Source organism: Aquimarina litoralis (genome assembly GCF_019295435.1).
GTDB lineage: Bacteria > Bacteroidota > Bacteroidia > Flavobacteriales > Flavobacteriaceae > Aquimarina > Aquimarina litoralis_A.
The window spans coordinates 60,967-74,758 of record NZ_WEKL01000108.1 but is presented as its reverse complement, the minus strand read 5'-3'; the positions used below and the strand labels follow the sequence as shown (position 1 = coordinate 74,758).

8 protein-coding genes are annotated in these 13,792 nt (G+C 34.9%); all 8 read right to left on the bottom strand.

All coding sequences use genetic code 11. The annotated features are described in order from the left end of the window. Positions 1 to 178 precede the first annotated feature (178 nt). Positions 179 to 1,036: a helix-turn-helix transcriptional regulator gene (locus GBO31_RS24340; RefSeq protein ID WP_219011239.1), complete on the bottom strand. Its 858-nt coding sequence runs from the start codon at positions 1,034 to 1,036 to the stop codon at positions 179 to 181. Continuing rightward, a complete protein-coding gene (locus GBO31_RS24335; RefSeq protein ID WP_219011238.1) occupies positions 1,033 to 1,344 on the bottom strand; it encodes a hypothetical protein in 312 nt (103 codons plus the stop codon). The genes GBO31_RS24340 and GBO31_RS24335 overlap by 4 nt, the downstream gene beginning before the upstream one ends. A gap of 89 nt (positions 1,345 to 1,433) precedes the next feature. After that, positions 1,434 to 1,823, bottom strand: a complete 390-nt coding sequence (locus GBO31_RS24330) for a hypothetical protein (RefSeq protein ID WP_219011237.1) — start codon at positions 1,821 to 1,823, stop codon at positions 1,434 to 1,436. 38 nt (positions 1,824 to 1,861) lie between these two features. Next, entirely contained in the window at positions 1,862 to 2,272 is a 411-nt protein-coding gene (locus GBO31_RS24325) for an STAS/SEC14 domain-containing protein (RefSeq protein ID WP_219011236.1), read from the bottom strand. Between the two features lie 508 nt (positions 2,273 to 2,780). Continuing rightward, positions 2,781 to 3,170: a hypothetical protein gene (locus GBO31_RS24320; protein WP_219011235.1), complete on the bottom strand. Its 390-nt coding sequence runs from the start codon at positions 3,168 to 3,170 to the stop codon at positions 2,781 to 2,783. 2 nt (positions 3,171 to 3,172) lie between these two features. Further along, positions 3,173 to 4,087, bottom strand: a complete 915-nt coding sequence (locus GBO31_RS24315) for a cadherin-like beta sandwich domain-containing protein (RefSeq protein ID WP_219011234.1) — start codon at positions 4,085 to 4,087, stop codon at positions 3,173 to 3,175. 171 nt (positions 4,088 to 4,258) lie between these two features. After that, complete coding sequence (locus GBO31_RS24310) at positions 4,259 to 12,811, bottom strand: LamG-like jellyroll fold domain-containing protein (RefSeq protein WP_219011233.1); 8,553 nt, start codon at positions 12,809 to 12,811, stop codon at positions 4,259 to 4,261. 8 nt (positions 12,812 to 12,819) lie between these two features. Beyond that, entirely contained in the window at positions 12,820 to 13,713 is an 894-nt protein-coding gene (locus tag GBO31_RS24305; RefSeq protein ID WP_219011232.1) for a tail fiber protein, read from the bottom strand. Positions 13,714 to 13,792: the final 79 nt, after the last annotated feature.

Sequence of the window (13,792 nt, the reverse complement as noted above, 5' to 3'; positions counted from 1 at the left end):
CGCTAGGTGTATGGGTTTATTAAGTTCATAGTTCTAAGGGGTTTAAAGTTTGGGATACTTATGTTTGTTCTATTAAACACATTTACAGTTCAAAATTATTTAAGATTTCACTTAAAAAAAATTAATAAAGGAGACTTATGGGAGACATTTTATTCGTTTTTCCATCTTTTTACAGTTTTCATACTTCTATGGTAAATATGAATGGTCGTAAGAATTCTTCAGGTCTTAATTCTAATTTTTTTCGTAAACGTTGTATTGCTTTTTTTACACCAGCCATGGATATGCCCATAAAAAAAGAGATTTCCGTATTATTAAATCCCATCTTTAGTAAAGCAGCTAGTTTGAGATCATTGTTTGATAAATTTTTATTGATAGCTAATAATTTTTTATAAAAGAGTGGATGTACTTCTTCAAAATGTGCTTTAAATAACTCATAGTGGTTTCCATTTTTTAAGTTTTGAGTAATGTTGTTATCAATCTTGATTAATTCTTCTTTAACTTCAGTATTTGCTATTGGATATATTACTTCTATCTGATTTTTTGATTTCTCCAGACACTCAGTCTTCGCATCCAATGACAGATAGTTAGTAGATAAAATTCTGTTTAACTGATTGGTTTTGATCAATGCATTGTTTAGTTTTCTCCAATATTTTACGGTTCCAAAAATTGCTCTGGTTATAGCAATTGACTCATTACGATGTAGTAATAAAAAATCTTTATCCTGTATCGATAAAACATCTTCAATACTCACTTCTTTTTCGTTGAGTACGATCACTGGGATTTCTTTATATGTATTCTCTTCTTTTAGTTTGTTGATTTGCTGTTCCCACTTACTATATGAAATGCTATCAATAACTATGGTATCTGGTGTTGCTCCCCACGATTCTATCTTTTTGGGTATAGCATCCATGATATTCACTTTTGCTTTATATTTCTGTAAAAGCCGAATAAACTCTTGTGTAGCATCTTTGGTAATTACAGAAATTATTATTTTAGAATTACCTACTTCCTTCATATTCGAATCCAAATCCATCATTGTGTTATATAGTTTAAAGCAGCTTCTTTTAGATTAAACGTCTTTAATTTACTACCCGAATAACGGACGTAAAATTTTAACATCAATATTGCTAACCCAACAGCTCCCAGTATGGCTGATTTTTTAATACTACGCTGTGCTTTCTTGCCGATTTTTCTTAAAATACGCATGGTATCCATCTTTACCATTACTCCTGTTATATCTGTAAATACTCGTACACTATTGTCTGTCCTGCTTAAAATCATCTCGCAGCCTTCTGTGTAATGCTTTATAATCAAGTCCTCTGACGTATACCTTGTAAAATCCATTTCCAAATATTCGACGCCCTTATAGTGCTTCCATTCAGGTTTTTTATAAGTCATAGTTGGGTTTTTCTGGGTCATTTCTTCAGGAATTCTTAATTATTAATCAAATACTTGATAGCTGCTTCTCGATCCGTAAAAAACTTTACCGGACTACCTGTATAGCTTACATAAATCTTCATCATCAATGTAGTTATGCCTAAGGTTCCTACGATGGCTGATTTTTTTACGCCTCGTTGTGTTCTTTTTCCGATTTCTTTGATTACTCGCATTGTCTTCGTACTGATGATTACTCCTTTGGCATTTACTAGTACTCTCGAACTTTTATCAGGCCTCTTTAAAATCATATCACATGCTTCTGTATAATGTCTTATGATTAGCTCATCAGATTTGTAACTGGTAAAGTCCATTTCTATATATTCTATATTATTAGCATGTTTCCATTGAGGTTGTTTATAGATCATATGTATATGTTCTTTTGCCATGTCTCGACTAATTTGTATAAAGATTTCTTATAGGCATTTTAATCGTTGATCAAATACTTAATAGCGGCTTCTCTATCCGTAAAAAACTTGATTTTACTACCCGTATAACTAACATATATTTTCATTAGTAGAGATACAATCCCAACGGAGCCTACCAATGCTGATTTTTTAAGCTTAGGCTGTACTGTTTTACCTAATTTTTTTATTGTTCGCATGGCTTTTGGACTGGTTTTCATTCCTTTTGCATATACCAATGCACGTACGGTTTTGTCATATCTTTGTAACCCCATTTCAGCAGCATCCGAAACGCATTGGATCACTTCTTCTTCTGTATGAAGTCCAGAAAAATCAATTTCTATATACTCTACATTCATTCTATGTTTCCACGTAGGAGGCGTATATGATATAGAAACTGGTTCTGCCATTGGGTATGCCTGTACTGTACTCATATCTTTTCTTTTTGATTTGTTAGCTTTAACTCTTTTTCTAAATCCTTTAATTTATGTAGGATGTCTTCCAGTTTTTTATTTTCTATTTCTAAATCATGAATTATATCAAACTGGAGATCCGATTTTTTAAGAGTAAACATCTTTTTTATAAACCGTATCATAGTTGGTTGTTAAACACAGTACGAAGTAACCAACAAAATCTGTTTTTTCTAAAAAAAGAGGGGGGACATATTAGGGTACATAATTTTAAACATATGATTTTCAGGTAATTAAAACATTTTTGTTATTAGAGTACATCTGGGAAATTAGCCTTGATTTATAGTAATCGGGAAGAACTAATATGATTTATATGCATCACTACTACTTTAAACGAATGGGTAAAACATCTTTAGAGGGTTGGAATACTATTTTTTTTGAGGTGTTTTATTTACCAAAATGTTGTAAAAAAAGAGACTATTCTAAAAATCGAATAGCCTCTTTTTACATTCTTATGATATAGGGTATATGTTTATTCTACCAAAACAAAATCATCTTGAGTTGTAATATGTATTGTACTTGAGCGTCCATTATTCACAATTTGAGCTATATTCGTCCCTTCTTGCAGGGTTATAGGTATCATTTTGATCTCGTCGTTTGTGAAAGTTGTACTATATAAAGCTCCATTTACCGTATAATCTACTTTGGTAGGTATAGAAGGACCAACTCCAAAAGTATTTACGCCAATTGCAATGGAGAACTGTTCAGCAGGGTTTATACAATCATCCTCCAGGATAACAGTCCCATCAGGATATGCAAAGTTTATGGATATGGGAACAAAAGTAGTAACATCATCCTCATTAGAACAATTATAGAATAAAATGGAAACCAATAATAGGTTTATTGCTATATATTTTTTCATTTTTAGTTTTTTTGATTAATGGTGATCACTTTACTATTATCAGATACTCTTACTGTATACGATCCTGTTACCAGATCATTAAAGATCAGTTCACCGTTAGATAAGGTTCCGGACTGTAAGATTTCATTATCTTTTAGTAAAATAACATCTTCACCATCTGTAACCGAAGTAATTTTTATAGCTCCTCCGGTATAGCATACTGCATCTTTTTTGTAAAACTTGAAATCTGCTGAATTTATATTTACCAACACTGTATACGTTTTACTAACTGATTTATCTTCGGATAAGACTTCAAAACTAATAGGATTCGTAAAATCTAAGTTGTTGGATCCAGATGTAAGTTCTTCTCTATTCAGATAAAGTTTGGCTCCGGGACTTACCGCATACACTGCATTTAAACTTGTTCTATCTACGTTTTCATTAAGATATAAAGTAATTTGATTTTCATTAAAAACCTGATCATTAACAGATACTTCTACAAAGTCAAAACTAAGAAGATTAGCCACGCTATTTAATTGTGGACTTGCAATACTAAATGCTTGAAAAAGATCCCCGTAATGCTGATTTATTTCAAAAGTTTCTGTTGCCTCAATATCTCTAACCACATCATTAGATGCATCATAAATTTTAAATTCGATAGTTTCGCCATTGTTGTTCGAAAACACGGTAAGATATGCATAGTACTTATTTTCACTAACTACATAAGTAAGATTAGTAACACCTCGGCATTCATTATTCACAAAAGCAGCAACACGATCATCAGGATCGTTTAGATCTTGTCCATCTAAATTTAAGAAGGCTACAAATGACATGGTGTATTGAAAATTATTTTCGTTAACCTGCCAATTTGGTGATTGTGCAAACGAATACCATCCCACTAGCAAAAACCATAATAGGTATATTTGATGTTTTTTCATCTATTTATATTTTTTGAATTAAGAGGCTATCTAAAAAGTGTTAAAAGCTTGTATTTGTCAGTCTGAACCTGTCGAAGACATATTGAAAGTTCGATAGTTTAATAACTTCGACAAGCTCAGTTCGACATTCTAGCATAACTTTTTGGACTACCTCTATAATCATTTTAACTTTTATTTTTTAATCAATTTCTTTGTAATTACAGCATCACCAGTTTCAATTTGCAAGAAATAGGTCCCTTGTGAAAGATTAGAATTCATTTTTAAGGTATTCTTTCCAGGTACTACTTGTTTCATTGTTGATACGACCAATTGATTAGTAAGATTATAAAGTCTAACGGTTACCGTTTGACTTTTTAATGCATTGATTTCGATTGTTACATCCTGTGCAAAAGGATTTGGGAACACATTTATAGACATATCAACATTTTCTAGTACAATCGGATCATGTAAGGTTCCTAACATACTATTGCCTCTAAAATCAAAACTATAAGAGGTTTCTTTTTGTTCCTTGTCATTTCCTACATAGAAAGTTAACTTTTCATCAGTATCTCCATAGATTGTACTAAATACCAGATCTACTCCTGCTATATTTTGAACCTTTGAAGTAGCTTTCAAAGTACCTTTCTCATCATAGGCATATAAAGAGTGGTATCCCTCTGGCAATTGAACAATAGCATTCATGTTTTGTGCATACTTTGTGAACTCTGCCGTTATTTTAGGTTGATTCTTTGCTTTTTGAACAGCAATTTTGTTAATGGATCTATCTAAATATGTTGGGTAGCGGAAGTTTTGATCGATACTAGAGCTTATCATATATCCTTGTCCTGGTTCCAGATATGTTAAGGTACCAACCCATCCATTGATTGGATCGTATACCGCAAATAGGTTTTGTGATTTAATGATATCCCCATCTGCTGCTTCAAAATAAGCCATTGCTTCATTAATCGACTGGCTGCTTCCGATAATAAATGGAAGCCAGTTCCAGTTTTCTTTTATCTCAAACTCCCAAGTATTGGCGTCTACAGGACTTCCAGTAATAGATAGTGTTTCTGAATTGGCAAGATACATTTTATACATCTTAGTAGTTGATAAGCCTCCATTAGCACCAATGGTTCCTGACCAGTTTCCTCCCGAAGTATCTTCATAAAATGTTTCTAATAAGGATGGAGCGTGACTTAGAATTCTATCAGATGTTTCAAGATTCATTCCTTCGGTTAAAACATTCAGGTCTGTTAAGTTTTCGTCTTCGATATGTAGGGATATCCAGGTCCATCCCTGATTTAGGTTAATCTGCTGTATTTCTTCATCTGTATTTTCAAAAATTATCGGTGAACTTAGTGTTCCCATAACTTCATTTTCTACAAATGTTATCGTCTCGAGACCATCTACAGAAGCCTGAAGAATTTTTCCTTGAGAAGCATCCCAAATACTGAATGTGATTTCTTCTCCCTGAATAATATTACTGTAGATAGTTATAAAAGCAAAGTATTCATTATATGCATCATTATACTCTAAATCAACAACTCCCCGAACGTTTCCATCATGGAATGCTGCAATCTTATCATACATATCATCTGAGAAAACACCATCAATTTTAAGTCTACCAACCAGATTCATACTATAATCAAAACTACTAGGATCAATAGTCCAATCGGGTTCTTCACTTAATACTTTTACAGCAACTTGAAGCTTTTGATCAAAACCAAAATCAGTTTCGAGATACAGATCTTCAAGATAATCACCAGGCGCAAGTTCGCCATCGATCGTAACTGTTATTATTTCTTTACTATCTGGTGCGATAGTTCCTGAAGAAGAACTTAAGGTCATCCAATTAGGAATATTAGTAATTGCATACGATTGTTCATTACCACCTTTATTGAGTACAGTAATCTCAAAAGTACTAGACGTTCCATTATCCTGAATCATCTCTACAACTTCATTAAATCCTTCGGCATACCAACTTACTTCATTTCTATTGATATAAGCAGTCCATGTTATAGGTGATAATTGCATATTATTAGCAGCATCAAACATTCGATGTACTGTGATGTCCACAATCTGACCTTCAAGGGACGCCCAATCAGTTATAGAAGGCTCTAAAATCATTTCATCTTCATTAATTACATGATTTACATCAAACTTCACTGTAGTTCTTTCTGGTTGAATTGCTGGTGTATCGTCGGTGTAATTAACGGTGCCTCCAGAAAGAATTGAATTGGTCAGATTGATGGTTTCATTGGCATCTTGATGATAATATCTAGGACCATCATTGGTTCCATTTTCTGGGTCATTCATTCTTGCATATAGCATTAAACCTATACTTTCGGTATCTATTTCATTATATTGATCGCGTATGATCTGTTCCTCATTTCTCACTGTATTCCATAAACGAATTTCATCGAGCTTACCGGTAAATGTTCTATCTACTGTTGTTATACCTGATAGATCTATATTTCCTCTAGCACCCATCCAGATTTTGCTACCCGAAAATCCTCCAATATTTGTCATAGGATTAGAAGATACCAGATCTCCATCTACATAGGTTTGTAAAGACCCTATACGATTGAACAAAATGGCTATGTGATGCCATCCATTATCTGCAATGCTGGTATCCGTTAATAGGTAGGAGTTTCCTTCGCTTTCTAGTGATAACATTCCTGTACCAGACATATCTATAGACCATTTATTGGCATATCCGTTTGATTGCACGATATCAGTGCCATCACCTCTTCCATTAGAGAACAACGTAGCTTCATCAGTACTTTCGGTTTTTACCCAAAAAGATAGCGTAGCATCCATCTCATTAGTAAGTTGTACAAAAGATACATTATCCAATTCTAGATATTGACCATTTGCAAACTCATATGAGTTTCCTTTGGGTTTGATATCCCAGGATACTGAGTTTAGTTGTGCATGTTTAAATCTGGCAATATCATTAGCGAGTGCATCACGTCCTTCATTCATGGGCCAATATCCAATGAGGTTACTTTCATTACCCACTAATTGTGTATACCGGTTGGCATATGCTTCTTCCAGGCTTATACTTTTATTCCAAAAACGAAGTGCATGTATATTTCCTATAAAGGTATTTCCTCCAATAATCAAGTCATTGCTATTGGTAAACTGTATATTGGCACTTCCGGTATCTCCAGCGATCTGTCTATCATCTTCATATATACTGATTTCTCCAGTACTATTATGATGTGTAAACGTATAATGATGGAATAAGCCATCATTACTGATAACTCCCCTAGCAGACAAATCAGCAAGGGTAAAGTATAATTCTCCATTAGCAATACCGATTTCTAAAGTACCTCCTTCTTGACTAAAAATAGTTGCATTAGATGATGTAGTACCATTATTCATCCAAAACTCGATCGTAAAATCACCTGTAGCTATACTTGGATTACTAATAACCGCAGTATTATTGGTGCCTTCAAAATATAGAGATACATTATTATCAATTGGTAATTGATTGGTAGCTCCTTTTATCTCGATATTACTCAACGCTGAATTGAAGAAGATATCTTCATTAAAATTCACTTGAATATCTTCTCCGGCAGATAGAATTCCGTCTGTTGGAGTCGGCGTTCCAAAACGCTCAGGTGCATTCAAATCTACAGTACCTGCAATTACTTCTGAGATATATTCTGTATCATTTGTACAGGTAGTTCTTGCTCTTAACTCATAGTTCCCATCAGCCAATGCTAATCCTTCGATATCAAAAGCATGTGATAATGTAGATTCTGTTATAAGTGATATATCAGTTTGTCCTTCATTACTGGCATCATCATAAAATTCCTGAGTTGTATAGTAAGTGTGTAATCTTGACCAGGTTGGTGAAGAGGCCAAACGATATTCCAGATCTATTTTCTGAAAACTATTAAATGTAGTGCTAAAACCACTTAATGAGATCGCCATTGGATTGGTGCTACCATCATTATTGTATGCTGTATCTCTATTATACACCCAGTTTTCAAGAGGTGATGTAACCTCAACCTCAGAACAAGAAGGTACAAACTCTGCAGAGATATATACATCGCTAAACACATTAACCGGATCACATCTAGATTGTAAAATCACACGAATATCATTATATTCATAGATATCTGATACTGATTTTTCTAAGGTTAATGTATAGTATATTTCTTGTCCATAAGGCACATATACTACGGTTCCGTTATCAAAAAGATTGACTATAGCATTATTAGGATTGGTGGTGTTATCTACCAATAACTCAAAATAATTAAAACTAGCAGCATCACTTGTGAAATCAGCTCTGTTTTCGAGTTTTAAAACAAATTCTGCTTTATTATCTTCTGGAATGTTCGTTACGCTGGCAACCTCTACACTAATTATAGGGTCTTCGGTTTTTTGCGTTGCATAGGATAATTGCTCTCTATCTTCTTCTGCTAATTCTGAAATTTCTATAGCATCTGGATCATAAGAACCATCGTTATAGAAATAAGATTCTTCTGCTCCTTCATATGGACAAGAAGTAGCACCTCCAATGGTACTAAACACTGGTCCATTACCATCAAAAGCATTTACCACATCCACACTTAATAGATTGGCAGGATCATCATCTGCTAATGTATATGATATAATTGAGTTATATTCCTTTTCTTCGGTAAAATTATTTTCTATCTCTTTTCTGACTCCAAAGGTAGTGGTATTAATAACTCCAAAATCATTCACTTCGAATCCTAATTCTAATGCCACATATGCTTCAATGACTAACTGCATTTCCAGAGTATTGGTCTCAACCGTAACCGTTTCAACACTTTTTGAGATTTCGCCTACTCCTGCATCGAAGGAAACATTATCTTCAAAATTTTCACTTACTAAGCTCTTAATTTCATTAGCTTCATCAATTTGAGCTTCTAAGGTGGCTGCTTCTATTGGTCCTACAGAGGTCCCACTTGATAACTCATCTTGCAACTCTTGTATGAGGTCATCCATTTCGTTATCCACTTCAGTTTTTATAGCTGCTCGGTCATTTAAGGCTCTGTACTTAGTTCTTTCATTATCAAGAATCGTTTTTCTCCAAAGGTTTATTTGTTGCTCATATTCTGCTTTTGTGAGTACTCCTGGATCAGTTTCAGAAATAATCCCATTATCGATATTAGAAATTATTAATTCTATACTAGGAATAAGGTCATTTAGAATATACTTTTGAGAGTATACAAAGAACGTTTCTGAAGGTTCCTCAACAAAATACATGGCTTTTTGTTTACTTACATAAATCCCCAAACCCTCTGTGTTGGTTAGTTGATATGAATCTGAATCTCCAATAATTTCTTCTGATACCTGAATATCATCATAAACCCCATAGAAGTAATTCTTTGATTGACCGATATATAAATCTGCCTCGGCTCCAACGAATTCAGGATCATCACTTGTAGAAATGGTTTGTGTAAACGTATAGGTTTTGGATAAATCATACCCATATTCGGACTCATTACTTACTGTAATCCCAGTCTGAATATTGTTTGTAGTTTCACTTGTAATTACGGGACCTGCTAATCCTCCACCAGCTCCAAATGTTACTCCGAGCATGATTTTTGTGTCATTATCTACTCCTATGGTCTTTTCATATTCTCTTTCAGACGTTAGCGTAATACTTTGTCCTGCTTCAATCGAAGCAAAACTATTAGATCCCGGTGGATCACGCAGAATGATATCCGGAACATCTGGTGCTTGTGTTACAAAAGTTTGACTACCATCAGACTGTCCTCCTAAGATAATCCCTTCGTTCAAATAATTTTCGGCCTCATAATCAACTCCTCCTACTCGATACTGAACATTTAGGGTATTGGTAAATGGAAGTGAAATTGCCGGTAATCCCGCTTTAAACGAGTATTTGATTATACTCGCGTCTGTAGCATCTGTTGTTATCGTTTCGGAACCTGCCAACGCTAAATTATTGGTAATATTTAACTCTCCATCTGTTACTGCCACTAAATCTTCTACCTCTTCTGCTCCATCATAATTGATATAACGTTCGAAACTGTTTAATTCAATTTCATAGGTTCCAAACTGTGTATACACTGGATATTCGAAACCATCTGTGCTGATCATCTCATCATTTACTTCAATCTCACTATCAGATGTTTGTTTCACCACTCTCAGTACCGGAGTGGTACGGTAAGTAAAACTTTTCTCAAAATGATAGGCATCTCCTTCTTCAAAAGAGCCATCAGGATATTCATACACTGGAGTTTCCATTGTTGGAACACTGGAAAGGTTTACAGATTCATTTGCCGATAAAATATTGATTGCGTTATTGTTAGGAATCAATAATCCAGTGATCTGATCAATCTCATAATTTAATGGCAATACCGAAACACGATACTCGCCAGTCTCACTATTTGTGGTAAAACCAAATTTTGTATACTCAGTGACACTTCCTCCAGAAGGCGTATATCCCAAGCTCATATTGGCGGCACCAATATTATTGATGGAGCTAATTTCTACTTCCTGGATATTGCTATCATCATCAGTATAGGAACCAGTATAGGTGCCATTAGCACCAAAACCAATGGATTTCTGCGCTTCTACAGTTCCTCCTACAACTCTACCAACAACCGTTACTCTAGTGGTATCCACAAAAATTACGGATTCTTCAGCATCTTCAAAAAATTCATAAAATTCGTCTGTTTCAGCCGGAAAACGTCCACTATACACAAACTCGTGTCCATCTTTTTTTACGGTGATGTAATGATTCCCTATAGGAACACTAATTTCAAAATTACCCTCATCATCCGAAGTTACAGGTACATTGTTTTCATCTAATACAATTTCGCCATCTATAAACACCTGAACCTCTTCTGATGGGATATTTGCATATCTTTCTAGGTAGTCATCCGTATCGTCATTAGGTGTTCCATTATCATTATACGTATACTGTCCTTTGTAAAATTTCTCCGTTCCTTTGGTATAATAATTATATCCTTCGTCTAATATTCCTGGACCACTTACATATTCATCTCCATCGGTAAGTCCAGAAAAACTTCCTCCATTGACTTCTACAAACGATGGGAAAACTCCTTGCGTGTCATATAAAACTTTTCCTTTAAAAATAAAGGAAGAAGTGTCTGTGAAATCTATTTTATTTATTACTTCAGCACCTTGACCCAAAAACACCAATTGCTGGTTTGGTTCGAATTGATGTTGCCCATAAAGTGGTGTAATCGTAAATGATTCTCCAGAACCTGAATAAGGGATAGATGTGATTTCATAATTTCCATTGCTATCACTTACTCCAAGTATCCCTAATTGATCCGAGGTAGGAATATTACCAGATCCTGAGATCCAACTGATTTTATCACTATCAGCTGTATACGCATCATACAATTTTCCGTGGTTTTTATTATAGTTAAAACCATTTCTTGAAAAATCATAGGCATATTCACCAATTCCTTCATTTGCGGTTAGATAGGCAATAAGATTTGCATAATTACCACTGATATATCGCTTGAAATCTGTACGGATATCTTCTGGATCTAAAACATTTTTCCATATACGGATTTCATCCACAAGAGCTTCACGATCTCCACCAATATAGATATCATCCCAATTGGTATCGTTACCATCAATTTTCATAGAGACGGTCTGTGTAGGTACTGTGACCTGAAAATAAGGCGCCACATAGGAAGCATCAGCGTCTACTAATGTATTGTGCACCTCATCTCTATAGGTTTGGCTTATTTCTCTACCATTAATGTAAACCACTGGTATACTGCCATCCTTTAATACCACAGAAAGATGTACATAATCTGTGTTAAGGTTCGCAATGGGTAAGAGTTCATCATCACCACGAGCGTTTAAATTTCCAGAAGGATAATAATTTTCAAGAAGATACTCACTACCAGCTATAGTGACCTTAAATATATTAGACCCAATTAATACCTGTGCTTTGATCTCTAAAGGATTCTCTGAACTTAGCGGGTTATTAGAACTTCTAAGTCCAAAAACTCGAATAGGGTTTTCTGAATCATTAGTGTATGCCTGAGCTGGTCTTATCCAAGCCTGTAAAGTAGTTGAAGATGTTATCGGGTTTTCAATCCCTTCAATCTCTACTTGACCTGCAGCTGGAATTACTAATGCACTACCTGTATTAATATTACTCCCTTGAGGGGTTGCCTTAATAATCACATCTTTTACAGGATTTCCACCTTCATAGCTAATATTTCCGGTAACAACAGCCGTCGGGCTTCTATATCCTATTCCGGTGATGTATGTATTATACAATTCTTCGATATCACTAACTCCTTCGGCTTCCACTTTATACTCATACAAAACTCCTCCCTCTACATATTCATCTTCGTACTCGGTAGCTATAGGAGATACATTACTGATAAAATCATAATCAATTGTACCAAACTCTCTACGATAGATTTTTATATTGGTGATATCATCTATATTATTACGTATACTCCAGATTAACAATACTTTATCACCAAAGTATCCTTTTGATACATCGAATGATTCTTCTTCGAAAGTATTGTAGAGATATAGTATATCCCAGGGAAAACGTACGTCTACCGGATTAATGGTTCGATCTATACTATTGATGTTTTGTCCCAAATATGGAACTCCAACTTGTATGGAATATCCATTGCTCTGAATGGTTTGCGATGCCGTAACATGCTGCGCACCATCCTGGGCAAAAGCTTCTGTACCCAGAAGCAAAAGCCCTAGTGCTACTAGTATTTTCTTCATAGGTATGTTTATAGTTTGATGATATAGTTTACCCCGTAGTTTACCGGTCTTGTTTCTGTACCACCGGTACTTCCTGTATTACCACTTATATTGTGGGTATGATCACCATCTGTTGCTATTGCCTCTGATTCAAATAAATTGGGTTGATCCGAATCATTATCAGATCCGTCGAGCGTTTTCTTTCCATCTTCCTTTAATACCATATTAAAGCCATTGACACTATCATTATGATTATGCGCTCCTGCTGTAGATGTAGCTAAGGTTCCTTGATTATGGGTGTGAGCTTCGAATGTATCGTCTTGTGTGCCTTGTAAAGAAGGCCCATCTTCTCCGTTTACCGGACTGGTACCGGTACCTCTTAAAAACATACCTTGTAAATCAGGAGCATTATTGGACCCTAATAGTGCTATTAAATTTGCGGATCCTGGAGTAGATGTTAAACTTTGTCCATTACACAATACCCAGCCGTCAGGTACAGAAGTACCAATAAATGGCATGATAGCTCCCGTAGGAACACCATTATTAGCAGCAATCGCGTAGGGTACGTGTTTTAGTTTTTCATCTGATATTATGGTAGTGCCTTCACTTATTCTAAGATAGGCAAGGTTATTTGCAATAATAGCATTGTTTGCCGATCCGGGATCTATAACATGAGAAAACACTCCGAAAGCATCTGTATCTACAGTAGTAGTTTCAGAATATATAGCTTCCTCCAGATTTGAAGCGTTAAAATAATATAACTCAAAGGTAAGGTTCACGGAATCATCTGTAATGGCGGTATTATCCGCATTTCTGGCAATACCTTGTATAGCAATTCCCGCTTCACTGGCAGAACTCTGAGACATTACAGTCGACATAGTTAGAAATGCAATAAAAAACGAAGTAAGTAATTTTCTTTTCATAATTAGAAATGATTTAAGTTTTGTTTCAGAATTAATTTGATGCATACTTGAAATAAGTGATTACTTATGTGCATTCTTG